This window comes from Massilia varians, assembly GCF_027923905.1.
Classification (GTDB): domain Bacteria; phylum Pseudomonadota; class Gammaproteobacteria; order Burkholderiales; family Burkholderiaceae_D; genus Telluria; species Telluria varians_B.
In genome coordinates, this window is record NZ_AP026966.1 from 3271271 (window position 1) to 3293634 (window position 22364).

At 67.3% G+C, this 22364-nt stretch carries 22 protein-coding genes; 10 read left to right on the top strand and 12 right to left on the bottom strand.

Going from position 1 to position 22364, the window contains the following annotated elements; genetic code table 11:
• Positions 1 to 6: 6 nt before the first annotated feature.
• Positions 7 to 597, top strand: a complete 591-nt coding sequence (locus MasN3_RS14740) for an SAM-dependent methyltransferase (protein ID WP_281908098.1) — start codon at positions 7 to 9, stop codon at positions 595 to 597.
• Positions 598 to 615: 18 nt separating this feature from the next.
• On the opposite strand, the gene MasN3_RS14745 is transcribed toward MasN3_RS14740, so the two are convergent.
• Complete coding sequence (locus MasN3_RS14745; protein ID WP_281908100.1) at positions 616 to 1743, bottom strand: MBL fold metallo-hydrolase; 1128 nt, start codon at positions 1741 to 1743, stop codon at positions 616 to 618.
• 425 nt (positions 1744 to 2168) lie between these two features.
• Here MasN3_RS14745 and zwf point away from each other — a divergent pair, with 425 nt between their 5' ends.
• Positions 2169 to 3635, top strand: coding sequence for a glucose-6-phosphate dehydrogenase (zwf, locus tag MasN3_RS14750; RefSeq protein ID WP_281908102.1), 1467 nt, complete (start codon positions 2169 to 2171; stop codon positions 3633 to 3635).
• Between the two features lie 3 nt (positions 3636 to 3638).
• Here zwf and MasN3_RS14755 read toward each other — a convergent pair whose 3' ends face one another.
• Positions 3639 to 4013, bottom strand: coding sequence for a DUF2784 domain-containing protein (locus MasN3_RS14755; protein ID WP_281908103.1), 375 nt, complete (start codon positions 4011 to 4013; stop codon positions 3639 to 3641).
• Positions 4014 to 4152: 139 nt separating this feature from the next.
• Here MasN3_RS14755 and MasN3_RS14760 point away from each other — a divergent pair, with 139 nt between their 5' ends.
• Positions 4153 to 5259, top strand: coding sequence for an alpha/beta fold hydrolase (locus MasN3_RS14760; protein WP_281908104.1), 1107 nt, complete (start codon positions 4153 to 4155; stop codon positions 5257 to 5259).
• On the opposite strand, the gene MasN3_RS14765 is transcribed toward MasN3_RS14760, so the two are convergent.
• Positions 5256 to 5750, bottom strand: coding sequence for a GNAT family N-acetyltransferase (locus tag MasN3_RS14765; RefSeq protein WP_281908106.1), 495 nt, complete (start codon positions 5748 to 5750; stop codon positions 5256 to 5258). The two genes, MasN3_RS14760 and MasN3_RS14765, sit on opposite strands and share 4 nt — an antisense overlap.
• A gap of 106 nt (positions 5751 to 5856) precedes the next feature.
• Between MasN3_RS14765 and MasN3_RS14770 the strand changes: the two genes are divergently transcribed.
• The 5 genes from MasN3_RS14770 (at position 5857) to MasN3_RS14790 (ending at position 10535) form a co-directional block, all read left to right on the top strand.
• Entirely contained in the window at positions 5857 to 6552 is a 696-nt protein-coding gene (locus MasN3_RS14770; RefSeq protein WP_281908107.1) for a trimeric intracellular cation channel family protein, read from the top strand.
• A 381-nt stretch (positions 6553 to 6933) separates the two neighbouring features.
• Positions 6934 to 7119, top strand: coding sequence for a hypothetical protein (locus tag MasN3_RS14775; protein ID WP_281908108.1), 186 nt, complete (start codon positions 6934 to 6936; stop codon positions 7117 to 7119).
• Between the two features lie 39 nt (positions 7120 to 7158).
• On the top strand, positions 7159 to 9549 hold the full coding sequence (locus MasN3_RS14780; RefSeq protein ID WP_281908109.1) for a M12 family metallo-peptidase: 2391 nt from the start codon (positions 7159 to 7161) through the stop codon (positions 9547 to 9549).
• A 45-nt stretch (positions 9550 to 9594) separates the two neighbouring features.
• A complete protein-coding gene (locus MasN3_RS14785) occupies positions 9595 to 9885 on the top strand; it encodes a dockerin type I domain-containing protein (protein ID WP_281908110.1) in 291 nt (96 codons plus the stop codon).
• 68 nt (positions 9886 to 9953) lie between these two features.
• Complete coding sequence (locus MasN3_RS14790; RefSeq protein ID WP_281908112.1) at positions 9954 to 10535, top strand: cohesin domain-containing protein; 582 nt, start codon at positions 9954 to 9956, stop codon at positions 10533 to 10535.
• Positions 10536 to 10623: 88 nt separating this feature from the next.
• Here the strand turns inward: MasN3_RS14790 and MasN3_RS14795 are convergent, their stop codons facing one another.
• From MasN3_RS14795 to MasN3_RS14805, 3 genes are all read right to left on the bottom strand, one after another.
• Positions 10624 to 11940 (bottom strand): MFS transporter, encoded by a 1317-nt coding sequence (locus MasN3_RS14795; RefSeq protein ID WP_281908114.1) that lies wholly within the window; start codon positions 11938 to 11940, stop codon positions 10624 to 10626.
• 122 nt (positions 11941 to 12062) lie between these two features.
• Positions 12063 to 13508, bottom strand: a complete 1446-nt coding sequence (locus MasN3_RS14800; protein WP_281908116.1) for an NAD-dependent succinate-semialdehyde dehydrogenase — start codon at positions 13506 to 13508, stop codon at positions 12063 to 12065.
• Between the two features lie 190 nt (positions 13509 to 13698).
• Complete coding sequence (locus tag MasN3_RS14805) at positions 13699 to 13842, bottom strand: hypothetical protein (protein WP_281908117.1); 144 nt, start codon at positions 13840 to 13842, stop codon at positions 13699 to 13701.
• A 303-nt stretch (positions 13843 to 14145) separates the two neighbouring features.
• On the opposite strand from MasN3_RS14805, the gene MasN3_RS14810 reads away from it, so the two are divergent.
• Positions 14146 to 14706 carry a hypothetical protein gene (locus MasN3_RS14810; RefSeq protein ID WP_281908119.1) on the top strand — a complete coding sequence of 187 codons (561 nt, stop codon included), beginning with the start codon at positions 14146 to 14148 and terminating at the stop codon, positions 14704 to 14706.
• Between the two features lie 9 nt (positions 14707 to 14715).
• On the opposite strand, the gene MasN3_RS14815 is transcribed toward MasN3_RS14810, so the two are convergent.
• The 4 genes from MasN3_RS14815 to MasN3_RS14830 all read right to left on the bottom strand — a co-directional run bounded on the left by MasN3_RS14815 (position 14716) and on the right by MasN3_RS14830 (position 18869).
• Positions 14716 to 15594 carry an SMP-30/gluconolactonase/LRE family protein gene (locus MasN3_RS14815; RefSeq protein ID WP_281908120.1) on the bottom strand — a complete coding sequence of 293 codons (879 nt, stop codon included), beginning with the start codon at positions 15592 to 15594 and terminating at the stop codon, positions 14716 to 14718.
• 35 nt (positions 15595 to 15629) lie between these two features.
• A complete protein-coding gene (locus MasN3_RS14820) occupies positions 15630 to 15773 on the bottom strand; it encodes a hypothetical protein (protein WP_281908122.1) in 144 nt (47 codons plus the stop codon).
• 153 nt (positions 15774 to 15926) lie between these two features.
• Positions 15927 to 17543, bottom strand: coding sequence for a phytoene desaturase family protein (locus tag MasN3_RS14825; RefSeq protein ID WP_281908123.1), 1617 nt, complete (start codon positions 17541 to 17543; stop codon positions 15927 to 15929).
• A 99-nt stretch (positions 17544 to 17642) separates the two neighbouring features.
• Entirely contained in the window at positions 17643 to 18869 is a 1227-nt protein-coding gene (locus MasN3_RS14830; RefSeq protein ID WP_281908124.1) for a YeeE/YedE family protein, read from the bottom strand.
• Between the two features lie 108 nt (positions 18870 to 18977).
• Here MasN3_RS14830 and MasN3_RS14835 point away from each other — a divergent pair, with 108 nt between their 5' ends.
• Positions 18978 to 19739 carry a 3-keto-disaccharide hydrolase gene (locus MasN3_RS14835; protein ID WP_281908126.1) on the top strand — a complete coding sequence of 254 codons (762 nt, stop codon included), beginning with the start codon at positions 18978 to 18980 and terminating at the stop codon, positions 19737 to 19739.
• 18 nt (positions 19740 to 19757) lie between these two features.
• Here the strand turns inward: MasN3_RS14835 and MasN3_RS14840 are convergent, their stop codons facing one another.
• Together MasN3_RS14840 and MasN3_RS14845 are read right to left on the bottom strand one after the other, a co-directional pair.
• Complete coding sequence (locus MasN3_RS14840) at positions 19758 to 19958, bottom strand: hypothetical protein (RefSeq protein WP_281908127.1); 201 nt, start codon at positions 19956 to 19958, stop codon at positions 19758 to 19760.
• Between the two features lie 95 nt (positions 19959 to 20053).
• Complete coding sequence (locus MasN3_RS14845) at positions 20054 to 22246, bottom strand: OsmC domain/YcaO domain-containing protein (protein WP_281908129.1); 2193 nt, start codon at positions 22244 to 22246, stop codon at positions 20054 to 20056.
• Positions 22247 to 22364: the final 118 nt, after the last annotated feature.

The following is a 22364-nucleotide window of genomic DNA, read 5'->3' on the forward strand; positions in this document are numbered from 1 at the left end:
GTCCACATGCAAACCGACGAACGCCGCCGTACCCTGCTGCTGTCCGCCGCCGCCGCCGCGGGCACCATCCTGCTGCCGACCCATGCGCATGCGCAAGCCCTGGCAGAGCCCGATCGCCTGGACGTGCCCTACGTGCCCACACCCCAGGAAGTGGTCGAGCGCATGCTCGAGATGGGCCGGGTCGGCAAGAACGACGTGCTGTACGACCTCGGCTGCGGCGACGGCCGCATCGTCGTGACCGCGGCCAGGAAGCGCGGCGCGCGCGGCACCGGCATCGACCTGAACCCGGTGCGCATCGCCGAGGCGAAGGAAAACGCCAAGACGGCCGGGGTGGCCGAGCGCGTCAACTTCAAGGTGGGCGACCTGTTCCAGGCCGACGTGTCGCCGGCGACGGTGGTGACGCTCTACCTGCTGCCTTCGGTAAACGTCAAGCTGCGCCCGCGCCTGTGGCAGCAGCTCAAGGTCGGCACCCGCGTGGTGTCGCATGCCTTCGACATGGGGCCGGAATGGCCGCCCGAGAAGAAGGACGAGGTCGACGGCCGCACCATTTATTTCTGGACCATCACCGACGCCCACAAGAAAGCCCTGAAAGTCTGAGCGGCCGCGGGTCGATGCTCAGGGAGGCGTTACCGCGGTTGCCGCCGCCTCCCGCGGCGGCACCCGGTAGGTCTCGCCGATGCGCAGCACGCCGAAGGCTCCCTCGCTCACGCCCTGGGCCTGGCGCGCGAGCGCGAGATCGCGCGGGGCCTGGTCGATGCGCTCCTGGCCCATCGGGAAGGTGCCCCAATGCATGCCGACGCTGCGCCGCACACCCAGTTCGCGGTGGATGCGGACGGCCTCGTCCGGGCTGACGTGGGAATTGCGGTACCACACCGGCTGGTAGGCGCCGATGCCGATCGCGGCCAGGTCGAAGCCTGCGGGATAGCGGGCGGCGATGTCCCGGATGTCTTTCGAATAGCCCAGGTCGCCCGAGAAGAAGAAGGAGAAGCCGGGGCGTGTCACGGCCCAGGCGCCCCACAGGGTTTCGTTGCGGTCATACAGCCCGCGCGCCGACCAGTGGTGCACCGGCAGGAACTGCAGCTCCAGGCCGCGCAGCCGCGCCTTGTCCCACCAGTCGACGCGGACGATGCGCGAGCGCTCGCCGCCGGTCACGTGCCGCGCCAGCCACAGGTCGACGCCCAGCGGCGCGTACAGCATGGGCGCGCCGCCCTTCTGGCGGTACAGGGCGCGCAGCGAGGCGAGCGACAGGTGGTCGTAGTGCGAATGGCTGATCAGGATGGCGTCGATGTGCGGCAGTTCGTGCAGCGCCACGCCGGGCGCCTGCAGGCGCTTCGGGCCGGCAAAGGACAACGGCGAGGCGCGCTCGTCGAACACCGGGTCGAGGAGGATGTTCACGCCGTTACCGGTCTGCAGCAGGAAGCTCGCGTGGCCGATCCAGGTGAGCGCCGGCTCGGTCTTGTTGGCATGCAGGTAGGCCAGGTCGGCGCGCACGGTGGGCACCGGCGCCAGGGGCAGGCGCTCGGAGCCGTCCGAGGTCCAGTTCCTGATGCGCCCGGCCCAGCCCTCGAAGAAGCCGGCTTTCGGCCGCTGGTAGGCCGGATTCGGCGGGTAGTTGTTGGCGAAGCCCTCGGGCCGGTGGTGCGGCTTGCCCGCGTCATAGTAGGGGTTCACTTGGGCGCAGCCCGCAAGCAGGGAAGCGGCAAGGACGATACTCGGCAGGGCAAGGCGGGCTGGCAGGGGCATGGAGGACGCGGGACGGTGGAAAACGCCGAGTATAAGGGATCGCCCGCGCGGCCTTCGGCGCGGTAGCAGAAGTGTCCCGGGCGCTGCAAACAAGATTTGCAAGAAAGCCTCCCGATGCAAATTTTATTTGCATAAAATGCAAGAAATGCACATCTGGTCGTCCCCGCGAGAATCCGCATCGCCATTTTGCCATTTCCTTATTGTTGCCCAGGATGTAAGCTATGGGGCCCAGCGCACACGCTGGCGACGCCCGCGGCCCGTACCCATCCCGCGGGCTCCCGTCTGGCCACAAGCGGGACGTCCCGTGCGCATCCGCTGTCGTTCTGCTACCGTAGCGAAGCAGCGGCGGCGCACCAGCCCGGCACCATGCGCCGGTGCGGCAGCGACCTCTTTAACTTTTCCGGCACCTTATTTGGCTGTTCACTATGACTTCTTCGACCGATCTCGACAACGCGCTCCCCCTCGACATGATCATCTTCGGCGGCATGGGCGACCTGGCGATGCGCAAGCTGCTCCCCGCGCTCTACATGGCCTACCTGCACGGCAACCTGCCGCCGCAGACCCGCATCATCTCGACCGGGCGCCAGGAGTTCGACCGCGACGCCTACCTCCGCTTCGTCGAAGACAATTCGCGCTCCTTCATCGCGAGCGCCAACTTCAACGACAAGACCTGGGACGGCTTCCTGCAGCTGCTCGGCTACGTGCGCCTCGACGTCCAGGCCGCGCCTGACTTCACCACCCTGGCCAATGCCGCCCACCCGGGCGCGCAGCGCGTGTTCTACCTGTCCACCTCGCCCAGCCTGTTCACCACCATCTGCGCCAAGCTGGCCGCCGCCGGCCTGGTCGACGCCAACGCGCGCGTGGTGCTCGAAAAGCCGCTGGGCCATGACCTCGACTCGGCCATCGAGATCAACGAAGCGGTGGGCAAGCACTTCGCCGAATCGCAGATCTACCGGATCGACCACTACCTCGGCAAGGAGACCGTGCAGAACCTGATGGTGCTGCGCTTCGGGAACTCGATCCTGGAACCGCTGTGGCGCGCGCCGAACATCTCGAGCGTGCAAATCACGGTGGCGGAGGAAGTCGGCGTCGGCAGCCGCGCCGGCTTCTACGACAGCACCGGCGCAATGCGCGACATGGTCCAGAACCACCTGCTGCAGCTGCTGTGCATCGTCGCCATGGAGCCGCCCACCTCGCTCTCGCCGGACGCGGTGCGCGACGAGAAGCTGAAGGTGCTGCGCTCGCTGCGCCGCCTCAAGCTGGCCGACATCGCGCGCGACACGGTGCGCGGACAATACGTCCACGGCGTCAGCGGCAACCAGGAAGTGGGCGGCTATCTCGAAGAGAAGAACGTGCCGGCGGACAGCAAGACCGAGACCTTCGTGGCCCTGCGCGCCCACATCGACACCTGGCGCTGGTCCAAGGTGCCGTTCTACCTGCGCACCGGCAAGCGCATGGCGCGCCGTTCCTCGAAGATCGTGGTGGAGTTCGCCAATCCGCCCTTCCCGCTGTTCCCCGACATGCCGGGCGGCGTCGCCAACCGCCTGGTGATCGAGCTGCAGCCGGAAGAAGCGATCAAGCTGCAGATCATGGCCAAGCAGCCCGGCAGCGGCATGCAGATGCAGCAGGTGGCCCTGAACCTCGACCTGCAATCGGCCTTCCAGCAGCGCCGCGCCGAAGCCTACGAACGCCTCTTGATCGACGTGGTGCGCGGCCGCCTGACCCATTTCATGCGCCGCGACGAACTGGAGGCTGCCTGGGCCTGGGCCGACCCGATCATCGAAGGCTGGAGCACGCTTGACGAAAAGCCGCATCCCTACGCGGCCGGCTCCTGGGGACCGGCGGAGGCTTTCGCCCTGCTGGCGCGCGACGGTTTCGCCTGGGTCGAGTAAGTCCTACGACGGCATGGACCTGCGCCGCGCGCGCAGGATCCAGGCATACAGCAGGCCGTTGATGACGAGCACGCCTGCGGCGAGGCCCAGTTGCAGGCCGCGCGTCATCTCCCCCGGATAAATCAGCGGCAGCAGGTAACGGTCGATGAAGCCGCCGCTGTAGCCGGACTCTCCCGCCAGCAGGCGCACGCGGTATTCTAGATAAGTCAGCGGGCAGACGCCGCCCAGCACCTCGATGCCGAAGCCCCAGGCGGCGGCCGCCAGGTGGAGCGGCAGCAGGCGCGGCCGGCGCAGCACCGCCAAGGCGCCGAACACGACGAACAGGATGAAACCGAGGTGCACGAGCAGCACCGCATCCGCCAGGAAACGATAGACCATGCTGAATCGATCCTCCGGGAAAAGGCTTGATCGCACAGTTTAATACGTCGCAAAGCCCCATGACATCCAACGCGTGCACGATTGAAGCCTGGCGCCGGGCGGCGTAGAGTAGCTGGTCTTCGAACCCGGTGAGAACGCCATGCACGCCATGAATCAGCAAGCCTTTGCCCTGCCCTCGTTTGCTTCGCTCGGAGCAAGCATATTGAAGAACATGGACCGCAGCCGCCAGGCGCGCGGCAAGCTGTTTGAGCGTGCCGGCTACGGTCCGCAGGAAACCCCGTTCACCATCCTGCACAGCGAACCGGGCCTGAACCTGCGCCGCTTTGGCGCTTCACACGAGGACGGCCCCGCCGTGCTGCTCGTTCCCGCGCCCATCAAGCGTTCCTACATCTGGGACCTGGCGCCCGAGATCAGCGTCGTGCGGCGCTGGATGGAGCGCGGCTACCAGGTCTACCAGGCCGAGTGGACGCCGCTTCCCGACGATGGCGCAGACGAGGACTTCGGCCTCGACGACTACGGCGAGCGCCTGCTGGCCGCCTGCCAGCAGGCCATCGCGCTTGACAGCGGCAAGGCCACCTTGACCATCGCCGGCCACTCGCTGGGCGGCATCCTGGCCGCGATCTACAGCTGCCTGCACCCCGACCGGGTCGACGCCACGGTGTTGCTGGAGTCGCCCCTGCATGTCGAGCGGGCGTCCTGCTGCTTCACGCCGCTGATCGACTCCACGCCGCATGCGCGCCCGATCGCGGACAGCTTCCGCCAGGTGCCGGGGGTATTCCTGAACATGATGAGCGCCATCGCCGAACCGCATGCCTTCCAGTGGGAGGGCATGATGGACCGTTACCTGTCGCTGGCCAGCCCGCAATTGTTCGCCACCCACATGCGGGTGGAGCGCTGGACCCACGACGAATTCCCCCTGCCCGGCCGGCTGTTCACCGAGCTGGTCGAACAGCTCTACCGCAAGGACGAATTCATGCAGGGCGAGCTGCGCATCGGCGCGCGCCGCATCGGTCCGCACGACCTGCGCGCGCCCCTGGTCAGCGTGCTCGATCCGCGCAGCAAGCTGATTCCCGAAGCCGCGATGCGGCCCTTCCACGAGGCCGCGGGCAGCGAACGCAAGTGCCTGCTGCACTACGGCGGCGACGTCGGCGTCAACCTGCAGCACGTCGGTGTGCTGGTCGGAAACAGCGCCCATGCGCGCATCTGGCCGGCGATCTTCGACTGGCTCGCGGGCATTCGGCATTAACAGGGCCGCCAGCGCATCTGCAGGCGGCCGCTTTCCTCCGCGTCGACCGTGAAGCCCAGCGCCGCGTACAGCCGGCGCGCACCTGGGTTGTCGGTGCGCACCGCCAGCGTCAGCGCCTGCCCATCCTGCGCGGCCTGACGCTGCAGGCGGCGCAGCGCCTCGCCGGCGACGCCGCGCCCGCGCGCTTGGGGCATCACAGCGATATCGACCACCCGGACGGCGCCCGGCACGCCCGCCGTCACCAGCCGGCCCACCGGCACGCCGTCCAGTTCCAGCACCTCCACCACCGCATCGGGATAGCTGCTGCGGTAGCCGGCCACCTGCATGCGCTGCTGCATGGCGACGATGCCGTCGATGTAGCGCGGGTCGGCGAGCAGGCCCAGCAAGTCATCGCGGGTGGAGCGGTACAGGGCGAGGAAGAAGTCATCGTCGGATGGCAGGGCGGGCCGGAGATGCAGGGCGGGAAGCGACATGGCGGGGATGCTGGGCATGGTGGAGGTTTCCCGGCAGTATATCCGGTTGCAAGCCCGGACACGGCCTCTGCAATCTGCGCTACCATGCCGGGCATTCTCCCGCCAACGCCAAGCAAGGATCCACGTGTTACCCGTACTCGCCCTCGACGTGGGCGCCGCCATCAAGACCCTGGTGCTGACCCTCGACCTGATCGGCACCTTCGTCTTCGCCCTCAGCGGCGCCATCGCCGGCGCGCGCCGCCGCCTCGACATCTTCGGGGTGCTGGTGCTGTCGTTTGTCGCCGCCACCTCGGGCGGCATCGTGCGCGACCTCCTGATCGGCGCCACCCCGCCGGCCGCGATCCGGGACTGGCGCTACATGGCGGTGTCGCTGCTGGCCGGCCTGGTCATCTTCTTCTGGTATCCGATCGTCAACCGGCTGCGCAATCCGGTGCTGATCTTCGACGGCGCCGGCCTGGCGCTGTTCTGCGTGGCCGGCGCGCAAAAGGCGCTGGTGTTCGGCGCCGACCCGTGGGCAGCCGCCCTGCTCGGCATGTTGACCGGCATCGGCGGCGGCGTCGCGCGCGACGTCCTGCTCAACGACGTGCCCGCGGTGTTCCGCTCCGACATCTACGCGGTCGCTGCGCTCGCAGGCGCCAGCGTCGTCGTGCTCGGCGACGCGCTGCGGCTACCCGCCGCTCCGACCGCCAGCGCCGGCGCCGCCCTGTGCTTCGGGCTGCGCGTGGCCGCGATCCGCTACGGCTGGCACCTGCCCACCGCCCGCCACCCCGACGGACCCGACGACGAAGCGAAGGATCCGAAACATGGCGAGTACCGCTGAAGCCGGCCTGACTTCACTCCAGTGCGCGGCCGCGCGGCCTTCAGCGATTCGAGCAGGAACATCTCCCCGGCTTCGGCAATGCCTGTCAACGCCGCTGGCCGATCGTCCCTGGCCGGGTGAAACGCTCACCCGGAGGTCGGCCCTCGAAGTAACTCCACAGGTCAAGATTGTCAACACGGAACGGTCCGCCACGCCTGTTTTTGTCCAGATGTAAATATATTTCTTGCATTAAATAAAATTTCGGCAATATGATGCAGCCCAAGCCATTGCATTTAATGCATGTGGCGGGGCGGCCAGCGCTGCGCGCCCGAGAGTCGTAATGTTGCATGAACGCCAACTGAAGCACGTCGGACTCCCTTACTACAATTAAAAGGAAACCGCATGAGCAAGAGAGCCTCGCCCCCGTCGGACCAACGCGGGTTGCAATCACTACGTAGCGCTTCCGGCAAGCCGCGCTTGCTGGCCCTGAGCATCGCCCTCGCCTTCTCGGCCGTGGTGCCGACCGCGGCGGCCGCCCCCGCCAGCGCACCGGCCGTCTCGGTCCAGCGCGCGGCCCCGTACTGGTAGGACGTCTCCCTGGCTGCCGATTCAGCCGGCGCCAAGACCATGCAAGGCGCCCAGGACGCGAAGACCGGCAAGCAGCCCGCCCTGCAGCTCAAGCGCGCGCGCACCGCCACGCTCGACCTGGGCGGCATGCAGACGCTGACCGCCGCCGCACCGGCCGAGAACAGGACGCGCGCGATATCCAGTCCGCTGACAATCTCCCTGCCGCACCCGGACGGCGGCTACCAGCGCTTCACGCTGGTCGAGTCCTCGATCATGGAGCCAGGCCTGGCAGCCAGGCATCCCGGCATCAAGACCTACCGGGGCCGCGGCATCGACGATCCGAACGCCACCTTGCGCATGGACATTACCCCGCTCGGCCTGCACGCCTCGGTGCGTTCTCCGAACGGCGGCTACTACGTCGATCCCTACTACCGCAACGACACCAGCGTCTACGTCAGCTACAGCCGCGCGGACCTGATCAACCCGCGCGCACCGCTGGTCGAACCCGCGCTGCCGGAAGCGCAACTGAGCCTGTCGCGCTCCTTCTACAAGGAAGGCGATGCCGTCGATGTGCGCGGTGCCGGCTTCGCGCCAGGCGAAAACGTCCAGCTGAGCGTGCGCGGCGAAGACGAAGGACTGGTACTGCAGAACTTGACCGCCAGGGCCGGCGAGAAGGCCAGCTCGGCGCCCTTCCAGGTGGTGGACGCCGCGGCGTCGCCCAACGCCCTGGTCGGCGACGCCCTGCGTACCTATCGCCTGGCGCTGGTCACAGACCCCACCTATGCCGCCTACTTCGGCGCCGAGAACGTCACTGCCGCCAAGGTCACGCTGATCAACCGCGTCACCCAGGTCTACGAGGACGAAACCGCGATCCGCCTGGTGCTGATCGACGCCACCGACGCGCTCAACCTGAATACCCCGGACCAGATGACCGGCGCCAACGGCCCCTGCGGCGGCGCAGCCTGCTTCACGCCGGCCCAGGCATCGGGCTGCGCCAGCGGCACGCTCACGCGCAACCGCGTCGTCGCCGGCCTGCTGGCCGGGGCCAGCAACTTCGACGTCGGCCACATCGCCCTCGGCCTGAATGGCGGCGGCGTCGCCAGCCTGGGCGTGGTCGGCGGCAGCTCCAAGGCGCAGGGCTGCACCGGCCTGCCGCAGCCGACCGGCGACTTCTTCGCGGTCGACTACGTTGCGCACGAACTGGGCCACCAGTTCGCGGGCAACCATACCTTCAACGGCATCAACAGCAACTGTTCCGGCGGCAACCGCAGCGCGGCCAACTCGGTCGAACCGGGCAGCGGCTCGTCGATCATGGCCTACGCCGGCATCTGCACCGCCGACAACCTGCAGAACCACAGCGATCCCTACTGGTCGCAGCGCAGCTTCGACGAGATCGTGGCCCTGACCTCGTCCAACGAACTCACGCTCAGTGAAATCCAGATGGGTGTGCTGACCGGTTTCAACACGAACGGGCAGCAGTTCCAGATCGCCTATAACGGCGGCCTGTCGGCACCAATCGTACGCGGCGCCAACTATACGACGGCCGGCATCAAGGCGGCGATCGAAGGCACCGCCGGCTGGCCCGCGGGCGGCACGGTGGCGGTCAGCGCATTGAGCGATACCGCCTTCACGGTGACGTTCGGCGGCGCGCTGGCCGGCGTCAACGTCGCAACGCTGCAGCTCCAGGGCTTCAGCGGCGGCAGCAGCGGCTATGTCGGCGAAATCACCGCCGGCGGCCCGACTACCCGCCGCGGGTCGGTGTCCTACAGCGGCAATACCGCGCCGGTCGTGTCGGTCACGGGCAGCTACACGATCCCGGTGCGCACGCCCTTCGCCCTGACCGGCAGCGCGGTCGATGCGGACGACGATCCGCTCACCTACCTGTGGGAGCAGAACGACCGCGGCGCCGCCACCGGCACTGCCCTGACCAGCAATCTCAAGACCAATGGTCCGCTGTTCCGCCAGTTCGGCATGCGCGCGCTGGTCTCGAACGCGGACGCGCTCGAGTTCAACTCGCCCGGGCAGAACGAGGTGAACGCGAATCCGACCCGCGTGTTCCCCGACATGGCCCAGATCCTGGCGAACAACACCAACGCCCGTACCGGCGCCTGCCCGGCCCCCAGCTCGCCGCTGACCGCGGCCGAGATCGAGTGCTATTCGGAGTTCCTGCCGACCGCCGCCTACGTCGGCTTCAACGCCAACGCCAACCCGGCCTCGCTCAACTTCAAGCTGACGGTACGCGACGGCCGCGGGGGCGTGAACAGCGCCACCACGAACCTGGTGCTGGCGCCGCTGGCCGGCCCCTTCCTGGTCACCTCGCAGGGTGCGCCTGCAACGCTGGATGCCGGCAGCATCCAGAACGTGACCTGGAACGTGGCCAACACCAATGCCGCGCCGGTGAACACCTCGGCCGTGAAGATCAGCCTGTCGACCGACGGCGGCGCGACCTAGCCTTATGTACTGGCCGAGTCGGCCCCGAACACCGGCAGCGCCAGCGTGCAGCTGCCGGCGATCGCCGCCGCGGCCGCGCGCATCAAGGTGGCAGCGGTCGGCAACGTGTTCTTCGACGTGTCGGACGCGGACATCGCGATCCGCCTGCGCGCGGACGCCAATGGCGACGGCATGGTCGACTGTGCCGACGTGGCCATCGTTAAGGCCTCGGTTGGCAAGCGCAGCGGCCAGGCGAGCTTCGATCCGCGCGCGGACGTCACCGGTGACGGCATCGTCGACCTGCGCGATCTGGCCTATGTCAACCAGCGCCTGGCGCCGGGCAGCGTCTGCAACTGACGCGCACGCGCCATCCGGGCGGGCGCCAGCCCGCCCGGATCAAACTAATGTTTATCAAGGACTAACAAATGTTTAAACTGAAAACCTTCCTGGCTGCCGCCCTGCTGGCCGTCACCGCCCAAGCCTGGGCCGCACCGATCCTGAGCGCCGACGCCACGCCGACTCCGGCCACCGCCGGCGCCAGGCTCGACGTCGACGTGCGCATCGCGGATATCGTCGACGTGTTTGCCTACCAGTTTACGCTGAACTACGATGCCAGCCTGCTTCAGGCGACCGGCATCAGCGAAGGCAGCTTCCTGGGTGCGGGCGGGCCGACCGACTGGTTCGTTCTCGGCATCGACAACGACGCGGGCAGCATCTCCTTCGTGCTCGGCTCCCTGGTCGGCGCAGTGCCAGGCGTATCGGGCAGCGGTAACCTGGCGAGCATCGCCTTCCAGGCGATCGGCATCGGCAATGCGGCGCTGTCGTTCTCGGACGTGCTGTTCCTCGACAGTAGTCTGAACGATATCGATGTCGAATTCGGTAATTTAACGATCGGCATCGCCCCCGCCTCGGGCAACGTGCCGGAGCCGGCCAGCCTCGCCCTGTTCGGCATCGGCCTGGCCGGCGCCGGCCTGCTGCGCCGCCGCGCCGCTCTAGCACGCGTCTGAGCGCATCCTCCGCGGCCCCACGGACGTCGCCCTTACTGGCGCCGTCCGGCAAGCAAGCGTGGGGCCGCGCGAGACGCCAGCCCCGGGTCTATTCCAGCGCGCGCCGGCGCGACTCCAGGTCGACGCAGGCGATCGCGATCGCGCCGATCACCAGGAAGGCCGCCAGCATGGCCAGCGCCAGCGTGAAACGGGTCGCCATCACCGGCGCCACGATGCTCGGCGCGAACAGGCCGCCGAAGCGGGCCACCGCGCCGGCCATGCCCATGCCGCTGGCGCGCAGGCCGGTCGGATACACCTCCGGCGTGAACGCATACAGCGCGCCCCAGGTGCCCAGCAGCGCAAAGCTCATCAACAGGGTCGAACCGACCACCAGCCAGGTAGCGCTGCCCAGGCTGTAGGCCATGCAGCCGGCGGCGCTCAGCAGCAGGAAGCCGACCAGGGTCGGCTTGCGTCCCCAGCGCTCCACGCCATAGGCAGCCAGCGCAAAGCCCGGCAGCTGCACCAGCGCCAGCAGGATCAGGAATTCCTGCCCGCGCATGAAGCCGAATCCCTCGCTGCTCAGCTTGACCGGCAGGTAGACGAAGATGCCATAGTAGGCGACGGAGATCAGCATCCATGCCGCGAACAGCGCGGTGCTGCGGCGCCGCAGCTTGCCGGAGAATAGCGCCGCCATCGGCTGCCTGCCGCCGGTGTCCGGCGCCAGGGGCCGGATCTCGACCCGGCGGCCGTTCACCGCGGCCACCCGCGCCAGCACGGCGCGCGCCTGCTCCCCCTTGCCGCTGCGGTTGAGGTACATGGGGGATTCGGGCACGTACAGGCGCAGGACGACGCCGAACAGGGCCGGCAGGCCGGTCACCAGGAAGATCACCCGCCAGGCGTCGACTCCCCAGCGCAGCGCGACCAGAGCCAGCACCGCCAGCAGGATGGTGCCGACGGCCCAGAAGGATTCGAGCAGCACCAGCCAGCGTCCGCGCCGGTCGCTGGGCAGGAATTCGGCCATCATGGTGTAGTCGACGGGCAGCGTGCCGCCGACGCCGACACCGGTCAGGAAGCGCAGCACCAGCAGCCAGCCCAGGTCGGGCGCGAAGGCCGAGGCCACCCCGAAGCAGGCATCGAGCAGCACCGCCGCCATCAGCACCGGCCGGCGCCCGATGCGGTCCGCCAGACGCCCGAAACCGAAGGCGCCGACCAGCATCCCGACAAAAAACCAGGTCCCGGTCCGCAGCGCTTCCGGCAGCGTGACCCCGAAGGTCTGCGCGATCGATGGCGCGCTGAAGCCGATCGACAGCACCTGCATGGCGTCGGCCATCCAGACCAGGCCGAAGATGGCGAACAGGCGGTACTGGAAGCGGCCGACGCCGGCCGCCTGCAGTCCCTGCTCTACGGTCGCGGTCATGGTGGACATCGTCGTTGTTCTCGCGGTCATGGCTGGAGTGTGCGGGAATATTGCAGGGCCAACAGTGCAATGGAAAACACTGGGACGAAAAAAATGCCTGCAATGCAGGCATTTTCGGGAGCTTCGGCGTGTTACACGCCAACCATCGAGACGGCCTTGGTGTTCAGGTAGGACTCCAGCGCTTCCGGACCGCCCTCGGACCCGTAGCCCGAATCCTTGATGCCGCCGAACGGCAGCTCGGCGCTCGGGGTGGCGGGCTGGTTAATCCAGAGCATGCCGACTTCGACGCGGTTCATCAGGAGCTGGGCGTACTTGATCGAGCGGGTGAAGGCGTAGCCGGCCAGGCCATACGGCAGGCGGTTCGCTTCCGCGATCGCATCTTCCAGGCTGTCGAAACCGCGCACCGCTGCCAGCGGGCCGAAGGGCTCGTCGTTGAACACGCTCGCGGCCAAAGGCACGTCGGCCAGCACGGTCGGGGCGAAGAAGTTGCCGGCGTCGCCGACGCGCTCGCCGCCGGTGGCGACGACGGCGCCCTTGGCGCGTGCGTCTTCGACGAACTGGGCCATGGCGCTCAGGCGGCGCGGATTGGCCAGCGGCCCGAGGGTGGTGCCCTCCTGCAGGCCGTCGCCCAGCTTCAGGCCTTCGGCATGCGCCACCAGTGCGCGCGTGAATTCGTCCTTGATCGCGTTGTGCACCAGGAAGCGGGTCGGCGAGATGCACACCTGGCCGGCGTTGCGGAACTTGGCCGCGCCGGCCGCCTTGACGGCCAGGGCCACGTCCGCGTCCTCGGCGATGATCACCGGGGCATGGCCGCCCAGCTCCATGGTCGCGCGCTTCATGTGGGCGCCGGCCAGGGCGGCGAGCTGCTTGCCGACCGGGGTCGAGCCGGTGAAAGTGACCTTGCGGATGATCGGGTGCGGAATCAGGTAGCCGGAGATCTCGGCCGGGTCGCCGAACACCAGGCCGACCACTCCCGGCGGCACGCCGGCATCGACGAAGCACTGGAACAGGGCCGCCGGCGAGGCCGGGGTCTCTTCCGGCGCCTTGCACAGGAAGGAGCAGCCGGTGGCCAGGGCGGCGGCCAGCTTGCGCACCACCTGGTTGATCGGGAAGTTCCACGGGGTGAAGGCGGCCACCGGGCCGACCGGCTCCTTGAGCACCAGCTGCTGGGCGGCCGGGTTGCGCGACGGCACGATGCGGCCATACACGCGCATGCCTTCGGCGGCGAACCAGTCGATGATCTCGGCGCCGGCCATGGCTTCCATCTTCGCTTCGGCCAGCGGCTTGCCCTGCTCCTGGGTCAGCAGGCGGGCGATGTCGCCGGCGCGCTCGCGCAGCAGGTTGGCGGCGCGGCGCATGGTGGCGGCGCGCTCGGCGGCGGTAACGTTACGCCAGGTCTCGAAGCCCTTTTGCGCCGCGGCCAGGGCGCGGTCCAGGTCGGCGACGCTGGCGTGGGCCACGGTGCCGATCGACTGGCCGGTGGCGGGGTTCACCACGGGGATCGTCTTGCCGCCCGTCGCGTCTTGCCATTCGTTGGCGATGAGGAGTCGGGTATCTGGATAGCTGGAAGTCGTCATGGGCCTCAAGTCCTGTGTTGAATGAATCGTAAATCATGATCATAACCGTTGTTCGCTTGCCCTGCAGGCCGGCGCGCCGGGTCCGGGCTGCGGCCAAAAAAGAAAACCCGCCGAGGCGGGCTTCCTGCTCAGCTGGACGATAGTTCGCAGAAACCATCGTATTGCTGGCAGGTGATAAGAAGATTGCCGATTAAATGCGGCAAAGCCTGGCGCGGCGGACGTATCTGCGCCGATTTCGCTCGTTGATCAAGATGATCACGATCAACACAACTGCTTCGAACGGTTGGTCCTTGATCAGGTGTACAAGTTGAGTCATGGTTTCGAGGTCAAACATGATGCTTCCTTTAAAAAGGTTGGAAGGACTCGCCGATAGGACATCCACAAGCTTCCTTCTGGGTGCTTTTTCCGCGAGCACATGTTCGACCGGCCCATTCCTCAGCAGTTGCCGCAAGTCGGTGCCAAGCTGAGCCGTATCAATAGGACCCGCTTAGGCGCCAGATGCCTGCCTTTAGATTGGCAGAAAGAGACAAGTGGCAGATGACCAAGCTTAAGCTGAGCAAAGACAGTGAGCGGCCACCTTTGATTCCATACAATCCCATGGAGCGGTAATGTCGAGCCAAAGGATGTTGGAAAGCTAATGGAAAGCGTGATCGTCTACACAGGGAAGGACTTGCGCCGCATGCGGGAGGAAGGCGGCTGCGGCCACTGGACCGCCAGCCCGATCCGGGTGGAGGCCGCCCAGTACCTGGTATGCGTACGGAACCGCCGCGAGCAATGGGCCGCGATGGACCACGAGCACGGCGTGGCTTTCCTGATTGCGAAAATCACCGGCACCAAGCCGTCGATGCATGCGGCGAGGATCACGATTGAATTCGACAGCTATGCCTTGCTCGCTATCCCCGATGCCTGGCAGCTGCTGGCCAAGGGTCAGCGTTTTCCTGTCGCCTACATGGAAACCGCTGACTTGTTCACCAGGCTGACCCTGGACCCGGACGCGCTGGCCTGGAAGCCGTTTACCACCAACCCAGGCCCTGTCCAGCGACACCTGGCGGATGCGCCTGGCGCGTACAGCGGTGCGCCCGATGCGGGCCGCAGCAACGTGGAGAGCTTTACCAATGCCATCGCCGATGCCAAGCGTAAGCTGGCCGACTCCCTTGGCATAGCTTCCGAGAAGATCGAGATAACGATTCGCCTGTAAGGCAGCGAGTCAAGGCAGCGCCAGCACCGTATGCGGCAATCCCGGCGTATCGACACGGAAGGCAAACAGTCCGCCCGCCAGCGGCTGCTCGAGACGCTGCGCCGGCGACAGCCCTTTCCAGGCCGTGGTCACATAAGCCGTGCGCAGGTCCGGGCCACCGAAGGCCAACTTGGTAATGTTCGTGCATGGGAAGCGGACGCTGCCCACCAGCCGTCCGGCCGCCGTGTAGCGTTCGATGCGGCCGGCGCCGAACAGGGCGATCCACAGGTGGCCTTCGCAGTCCACCGCCATGCCGTCCGGACGGCTGCCCTCCGGCAGTTGCAGGAACACCCGCTTGGCGGCCAGGCTGCCGTCCTCGCGCAGGTCGAAGGCGTACACGCGCCGCAGCGGCGTATCGGTGTGATACAGGGTTTTCCCGTCCGGGCTGATGGCCGGGCCATTGGTGATGATGTAGCCGTCATCGGCGCGCGCCAGGACGCCGTCGCGGCCGAGCCGGTACAGGGCGCCGGTCGGCGCGGCCTGGCCGTCGTCCATCGATCCGAACCAGAGGTTGCCGCCGGCGTCGACGTGGCCGTCGTTGAAACGATTGCCCGGCAGGTCCTCCTCGATGCGCCGCAGCGGCGCGAACGCGCCGGCCGCCGGGTCAAAGCGGTACAGGCCGTCTTCCAGGGCGCAGACCATGCTGCCGTCGGCGGCGGGCACCACGAAACCGGGCTGGCCGGGCGCGTTCCAGCTGCGCCGCGCGCTGCCGTCCGCGGCGCAGCGGTGGATGCGCCTGCCCTTGATGTCGACGAAATAGACCGCGCTGGCGGCGGCGTGCCACAGGGCGCCCTCGCCCAGGTGGGCGCCGACGTCCCAGATGCACTGGGGTGTTGTGAGAATATTCATCGGCGCATTGTAGCGCCGCAGGAGCTTGGGACCGCTTACAGGTAGCGGTAGCCGATGTCGCTGTACGGAGCGCCCGCCAGCTCGAAGGCACGGCGCAGCAAGGCGCCAAGGCGGCGCGCAAGACGGCCGAAGGTGTCGGTTGCTTCTGGACGGGTCGGGTGGATGGCGATGGCGTTCATGCTGTGTCCCTCAATGATGTTGCGTTTAGCGATAGGGAGAGTTTACAGCAGCGCCAGATATATATCCAATTTCTATTTCCGATCACCGCGATAAGTTTTGCAAATATCATGAACAGCCTGGTGCATGCGTGATATCAGCCGGGCTTATATGACTCAGGCAAGATCGCGGGCCCGCTGTCCGCGCGCCACGTCGCGCAGCACTTCCCGCGCTGCATTGTGGCCCGGGGCGCCGGTGACGCCGCCGCCCGGATGGGTTCCCGAGCCGCAGGTGTAGAGCCCGGGAATCGGGCCGCGGTAATCCGCATGTCCCAGCATCGGACGGGCCGCGAACAGCTGGTCCAGTCCCAGCGCGCCGTGGAAGATGTCGCCGCCGACCAGGCCGAAAGTCCGCTCCAGGTCGAGCGGTGTCAATATCTGGCGGCCCAGCACCGAACGCCTGAAGTTGGGTGCGTAACGGTCGACGGTGGCGATCATCAGGTCGGCCACCTCCTCGCGGTGCGCGTCCCAGCTGGCGCCGTCGGGCAGTTGCGGCGCCACGTGCTGGCAGAACAGGCTGGCGACATGCCGGCCCGGCGGCGCCAGGCCGGGGTCCAGGGTGGACGGGATCAGCATCTCGACGATGGGTTCGCGCGACCAGCCATGGGTGCGGGCATCCATGTAGGCGCGATCCATGTACTGCAGGCTGGGCGCGATGATGATGCCGCTGCCATGGTGCTCGGCGGCTTGGCTGCCGGGCAGGCAACTGAAGCTCGGCAGCTCCGACAGCGCCACGTTCATGCGGAAGGTGCCGGAACCGCAGCGCCAGGCCTGCATCCGGCGCAGGAAGTCGCCGGGCAGCGCGCCGGGGTCGACCAGCCGGGTGTAGAGCAGGCGCGGATTCAGGTTCGACACCAGCACGCGCGCATCCAGGCGCTCGCCGCCGGCGGTGACGACGCCGCGGGCTCGGCCCTCCTCCAGCGCCACCTCCTCCACCGCGCAGCCGGTGCGGATCTCCACCCCTTGCGCCTGCGCCGCCTTGGCCATCGCCTGCGTGATGGCGCCCATGCCGCCCATCGCATGCCCCCAGGCGCCCTTCTTGCCGTTGACTTCGCCGAACACATGGTGCAGCAGCACGTAGGCGGAACCGGGCGTATACGGACTGCCGTAGTTGCCCACCACGCTGTCGAAGCCGAACGCCGCCTTGATCGGGGCGCTCTCGAACCAGCCGTCCAGGTAGTCGCCGGCCGACTTGGTGAACAGGTCGAGCAGCTCGCGCTGGGTGGCGAGGGACAGGCCGCGCATCCGGTTGCCGAGTTTGCCGGCCTTGATGAGTTCGGGCAAGGCCGTGAGCCAGCTGCCCTGCACCCGGTTCGGCGGGGTCTGCAGCACCAGCTCGCGCAGCAGGTCGGCTGCGCTGTCGAGGTGGCGGCCGTAATCCTCGAGGCGGCCGGCGTCGCGCTGCGAGAACTTGGCGACCTCCTGCGCCGTCCTGCCGGCGCCCAGCTTCAGGTAGCGGGTATCGTCGAGCGGAAGGAAGTTCGACAGCGGCCGCTCGACGATGCGCAGGCCGTGCTTGCTCAACTCCATATCCGCAATGACCTTGGGGTTGAGCAGGGAGACCGTGTAGGCGGCGACCGAGTTGCGAAAACCGGGGTGGAATTCTTCCGTGACCGCGGCGCCGCCGACCACCGGGCGCCGTTCCAGTACCGTGACCTTCAGGCCGGCGCGGGCCAGGTAGAAGGCGCACACCAGCCCGTTATGGCCGCCCCCGATGATGATCGCGTCGCGCATAGGCTGTCTCCCCGGATAAGGGAAACATTATGTCCCAATGGCACGACGGATGCAGCTTGTAAATACGCCAGGGTTTGGCGCGGATCGAAGGCTCTTCGCTCAGCAGGCGCTCGGCTTCACGCGCTCGACTTCGAGGCCGAACAACGGACGCAGGCGCGTGCCGAACACGTTGCCCGTGAACGCGGCGACGAGCCAGAGCCAGCCGTGCAGGCTGCCCGACAGGATGCCGCTGAAATAGGCGCCGATATTGCAGCCGTAGGCCAGGCGCGCGCCATAGCCGAGCAGCAGGCCGCCGACCACCGCCGCCAGCAGCGAACGCAGGGGCAGGCGCCATACCGGCGCGTAGCGGCCGGCAAGCGCCGCGGCCAGCATCGCGCCCAGCACGATCCCGATGTCCATCACGGTGGTCACGTCGCGCCACAGCGGCGCGGCCAGGGCGGCGGCGTTGGCCTTGGTGGTCCAGTAGGGCCAGCTGGCGATGTCGACCCCGAGGACCGACAGGGTCTTCGCGCCCCACAAGGCGAATGCCGAGGTCACGCCCCAGGGGCGCCCGGCCAGGGCCAGGGTCGCGAAGTTCAGGACCACCAGCGCGACGGCGCCGGCCACCAGCGGCCAGGGGCCGTGCAGCCAGCGCGGGCCGGCCGCCGCCTGCAGCTGCGGCGTGACCAGGCGTCCGTGACGGCGCTTCTCGACCGCCACCGTGATGGCGGCGATCAGGGCGAACACGGCCAGGTTCAGCAGCAGCGCCGGCACCAGGCCCAGCGCGTTCACCATCGACAGCGGCGCCAGCTGCGGCTGCGCGCTCCAGAACGGCATGTGCGCGGTGGCGATCACCGAGCCGGCGATGAAGGCGGCCAGCGTCACGACCATGCGCGTGCTGCCGCCGCCGACCGTGTACAGGGTGCCGGAGGCACAGCCGCCGCCGAGCTGCATGCCGATGCCGAAAATGAAGGCCCCGACGATCACCGAAGTGCCGGCGGGCGACACCAGTCCGGTGACCGGGGCGCCGAACAGCGTGCCGCTGGAGAGCACGGGGAAGAACAGCAGCACGCCGAGCGCGAGCATGAGCATCTGGGCACGCAGGCCGGCGCCGCGCCCGTCGGCGATGAACACCCGCCAGGCCGAGGTGAAGCCGAATGCCGCGTGATACAGCGTGACGCCGAGCAGCGCGCCCACGGCGTAGAGCGCCGACTGGCGCCAGCCGGCCGCCTGCGCCAGGTACCAGCAGCCCGCCCCGATGAGCAGGAGCGCGACGGCGAAGGGTTTCAGGTTGATGTCGACGCGCGGGCGCGGGGACAGGGAGGACAGGGATGCGGGACCGGACATGGCGAATCGATGACGGAGTCGGGAAACCTGCCATTGTCGCGCGTTTTCGCACTTCTTGCAGGGTCCGCTGCGTGCTATCCTGCTTGCCTCTTGATCATGGGACGGGCGATGATGGCGAACTTGGGCGTGGCGCTGGCCACATTAGGGATGCTTCTTCCAGCGTCAGCCAGCGAGCCGCGGCAGCCGGACCCCAAGGCGACCGAGGTGTGGGCGCCCGAGCCCAGGCGCGTCGTTCCCGCCTCCCCGCTCGCGGCGCCGTCCGACGCGATCGTGCTGTTCGACGGGAAGGACCTGCGCGAATGGGTCTCGGCAAAAGCGTCCGACCAGGCCGCAGGCTGGAGCGTGGCCGAGGGCACGTTCACCGTGCGCGCCGGCAGCGGCGACATCCAGACCCGGCGCCTGTTCAGCGACTACCAGCTCCACCTCGAGTGGCGCGTGCCCACGACACTGGGCGGCAGCGGCCAGGGGCGCGGCAACAGCGGCCTGTTCCTTGCCTCGACGGGCCCGGGCAGCGGCTACGAGATCCAGATCCTCGACTGCGCCGACAACAAGACCTATGCCAACGGCCAGGCCGCCAGCATCTACAAGCAGCACATTCCGCAGGTGAACGCCTGCGCCGCGCCCGGAGAGTGGCAACGCTATGAGATCATCTGGACCGCGCCGCGCTTCGCACCCGACGGCAAGCTGCTGTCGCCGGCCCGCGTGACCGCCCTGCACAACGGCGTGCTGGTGCAGAACCATGTCGCCCTGCAGGGCGAGACCGTGTATGCGGGCAAGCCGTCCTACCGCCGGCACGGACCCGCGCCGATCAAGCTGCAGGACCACGGCGACGCCGTCAGCTTCCGGAATATCTGGGTGCGGCCGCTTTAACGGCCTAAGGTTTCCGGCTCAGCCGATCGCCGCGGCGATCGTGCGGACCAGCAGGGCCACGCCGCCGGCGACCAGCCGCGCGCCCACCACCGCGACCACGATCAGGACGGCCAGCTGGGCAAGGCGCAAGGCCAGCTCGTGACCGCGCCAGGCGCGGCCGAAGCGCAAGGGGCCATGCAGGCGCTGCGCAAAACCCGGTGTTGCCAGTCGAAGTTTCATGATTGTCTCCGATGTATGCATGTCTGTTGTGAGTCCAGCATACTCCACGACCAGGCTGCCTGCAAATGCACGCGGCAAGCCGCGTGCGTGGGCCTTCAGGCGCGGGCGGCGCGCGCCTTGTGCAGCTTGCGATAACTGTCGATCAGGCGCTGGTGCCGCTCCAGGCCTTCCAGCTTCATGCTGGTCGGCGTCAGGCCGTAGAAGCGCACGCTGCCGTCCACCGAACCCAGTACCGCGTCCATCCGCTCGTTGCCGTACATGCGGCGGAAGTTGACGACGTAGTCGTCCAATTCCAGCTCGTCGTCGAGCACGACTTCCAGCACCACGTTCATCGCCTGGTAGAACAGGCGGCGTTCGACGGTGTTGTCGTTGTATTGCAGGAAGGCGCCCACCAGTTCCTGCGCCTCGTCGAAGCGCTGCAGGGCCAGGTTGATCAGGAGGCGCAACTCGAGCACCGTCAGCTGTCCCCAGTCGGTGTTTTCGTCGAATTCGATGCCGATCAGGGTGGCGATGTCCGAGTACTCGTCCAGTTCGTTGCTCTCGAGGCGTTCGAGCAGCGCCGCCAGGGCGTCGTCGTCGAGGCGGTGCAGGTTCAGGACGTCTTCCCGGAACAGCAGGCTCTTGTTGGTGTTGTCCCAGACCAGGTCTTCCACCGGATAGATTTCCGAGTAGCCGGGCACCAGGATGCGGCAGGCATTGCTGCCCAACTGGTCGTACACCGCCGTGTAGACCTCCTTGCCCATGTCCTCGAGAATCCCGAGCAGGGTGGCGGCTTCCTCGGCGTTCGAATCCTGGCCCTGGCTTGAAAAGTCCCATTCGACGAAGTCGTAGTCCGCCCTGGCGCTGAAGAAGCGCCACGACACCACGCCGCTCGAATCGATGAAGTGCTCGACGAAGTTGTAGGGCTCGGTCACTGCCTCGCTGGCGAAGGTCGGCTGCGGCAGGTCGTTCAGTCCTTCGAAGCTGCGCCCCTGCAGCAGCTCGGTCAGGCTGCGCTCCAGCGCCACTTGCAAGCTCGGGTGCGCGCCGAACGAGGCGAACACGCCGCCGGTGCGCGGGTTCATCAGGGTGACGCACATGACCGGGTAGACGCCGCCCAGCGAGGCGTCCTTGACCAGCACCGGGAAGCCCTGCTCTTCCAGTGCCTGGATGCCGGCCAGGATGCCGGGGTATTTCGCCAGCACTTCCTGGGGGACGTCCGGCAGCGCGATCTCGCCTTCCAGGATCTCGCGCTTGACGGCGCGCTCGAAGATCTCGGACAGGCACTGCACCTGGGCTTCGACCAGGGTATTGCCGGCGCTCATGCCATTACTGGCGTACAGGTTTTCGACCAGGTTGGACGGGAAATACACGGTTTCCCCGTCCGACTGCCGCACGAAAGGCAGCGAGACGATGCCGCGCTCCACGTTGCCCGAATTGGTATCGATCAGGTGCGAGCCACGCAATTCGCCGTCCGGGTCGTAGATGCCCAGGCAGTATTCGTCGAGGATCCCGTCGGGAAGCGCATCGTCCGGGCCGGGCTTGAACCAGCGCTCGTTCGGGTGATGGACGAAGGGCGCGTTGGCGATATCCTCGCCCCAGAACACGCCGGCATAGAAGTGGTTGTTGTTCAGGCGTTCGATGTACTCGCCCAGGGCCGAGGCCAGCGCGCTTTCCTTGGTCGCGCCCTTGCCGTTGGTGAAGCACATCGGCGAGTGCGCATCGCGGATATGCAGCGACCAGACATTCGGCACGATATTGCGCCACGAGGCGATTTCAATCTTGATGCCCCAGCTCGCCAGCATGGCGGACATGTTGGCGATGGTCTGTTCCAGCGGCAGGTCCTTGCCGGGGATGTAGGTCTGCGCCGCCGCATCCGGCTGCAGGGTCAGCAGTGCCTGGGCGTCGGCGTCGAGGTTCTCCACCTCTTCGATCACGAATTCCGGCCCCTGCTGGACCACCTTCTTGACGGTGCAGCGCTCGATCGACCGCAGGATGCCCTGGCGGTCCTTGTCGGAGATGTCGGCCGGCAGTTCGACCTGGATCTTGAAGATCTGCTTGTAGCGGTTTTCGGGGTCGACGATATTGTTCTGCGACAGGCGGATGTTCTCGGTCGGGATATTGCGCGTATTGCAATAGAGCTTGACGAAATAGGCTGCGCACAGGGCCGACGAGGCCAGGAAGTAGTCAAAGGGACCGGGCGCGGAGCCATCGCCCTTGTAGCGGATCGGTTGGTCGGCGATCACCGTGAAGTCGTCGAATTTCGCTTCGAGACGCAGCTTGTCGAGAAAGTTGACCTTGATTTCCATAATAAATCCTTGAGTCCTGCTTGAAATAACATGGCCAACGCCGACCATCCAAAATAGCAAGGCCCTGTAAGAACAGGGCCTTGGGCTGACATTATCCGCGACGTTCATGGCGCGCGCA

What these genes read in the sequence shown, in the direction of transcription:
- MasN3_RS14840 (WP_281908127.1), bottom strand. Translation starts at nt 19,958, where the DNA reads ATGAAACTTCGACTGGCAACACCGGGTTTTGCGCAGCGCCTGCATGGC.
- MasN3_RS14795 (WP_281908114.1), bottom strand. Translation starts at nt 11,940, where the DNA reads ATGTCCACCATGACCGCGACCGTAGAGCAGGGACTGCAGGCGGCCGGC.
- MasN3_RS14835 (WP_281908126.1), top strand. Translation starts at nt 18,978, where the DNA reads ATGATGGCGAACTTGGGCGTGGCGCTGGCCACATTAGGGATGCTTCTT.
- MasN3_RS14845 (WP_281908129.1), bottom strand. Translation starts at nt 22,246, where the DNA reads ATGGAAATCAAGGTCAACTTTCTCGACAAGCTGCGTCTCGAAGCGAAA.
- MasN3_RS14765 (WP_281908106.1), bottom strand. Translation starts at nt 5,750, where the DNA reads ATGCCCAGCATCCCCGCCATGTCGCTTCCCGCCCTGCATCTCCGGCCC.
- MasN3_RS14805 (WP_281908117.1), bottom strand. Translation starts at nt 13,842, where the DNA reads ATGTTTGACCTCGAAACCATGACTCAACTTGTACACCTGATCAAGGAC.
- MasN3_RS14810 (WP_281908119.1), top strand. Translation starts at nt 14,146, where the DNA reads ATGGAAAGCGTGATCGTCTACACAGGGAAGGACTTGCGCCGCATGCGG.
- MasN3_RS14775 (WP_281908108.1), top strand. Translation starts at nt 6,934, where the DNA reads ATGAGCAAGAGAGCCTCGCCCCCGTCGGACCAACGCGGGTTGCAATCA.
- zwf (WP_281908102.1), top strand. Translation starts at nt 2,169, where the DNA reads ATGACTTCTTCGACCGATCTCGACAACGCGCTCCCCCTCGACATGATC.
- MasN3_RS14790 (WP_281908112.1), top strand. Translation starts at nt 9,954, where the DNA reads ATGTTTAAACTGAAAACCTTCCTGGCTGCCGCCCTGCTGGCCGTCACC.
- MasN3_RS14800 (WP_281908116.1), bottom strand. Translation starts at nt 13,508, where the DNA reads ATGACGACTTCCAGCTATCCAGATACCCGACTCCTCATCGCCAACGAA.
- MasN3_RS14820 (WP_281908122.1), bottom strand. Translation starts at nt 15,773, where the DNA reads ATGAACGCCATCGCCATCCACCCGACCCGTCCAGAAGCAACCGACACC.
- MasN3_RS14740 (WP_281908098.1), top strand. Translation starts at nt 7, where the DNA reads ATGCAAACCGACGAACGCCGCCGTACCCTGCTGCTGTCCGCCGCCGCC.
- MasN3_RS14825 (WP_281908123.1), bottom strand. Translation starts at nt 17,543, where the DNA reads ATGCGCGACGCGATCATCATCGGGGGCGGCCATAACGGGCTGGTGTGC.
- MasN3_RS14780 (WP_281908109.1), top strand. Translation starts at nt 7,159, where the DNA reads ATGCAAGGCGCCCAGGACGCGAAGACCGGCAAGCAGCCCGCCCTGCAG.
- MasN3_RS14745 (WP_281908100.1), bottom strand. Translation starts at nt 1,743, where the DNA reads ATGCCCCTGCCAGCCCGCCTTGCCCTGCCGAGTATCGTCCTTGCCGCT.
- MasN3_RS14755 (WP_281908103.1), bottom strand. Translation starts at nt 4,013, where the DNA reads ATGGTCTATCGTTTCCTGGCGGATGCGGTGCTGCTCGTGCACCTCGGT.
- MasN3_RS14815 (WP_281908120.1), bottom strand. Translation starts at nt 15,594, where the DNA reads ATGAATATTCTCACAACACCCCAGTGCATCTGGGACGTCGGCGCCCAC.
- MasN3_RS14760 (WP_281908104.1), top strand. Translation starts at nt 4,153, where the DNA reads ATGCACGCCATGAATCAGCAAGCCTTTGCCCTGCCCTCGTTTGCTTCG.
- MasN3_RS14830 (WP_281908124.1), bottom strand. Translation starts at nt 18,869, where the DNA reads ATGTCCGGTCCCGCATCCCTGTCCTCCCTGTCCCCGCGCCCGCGCGTC.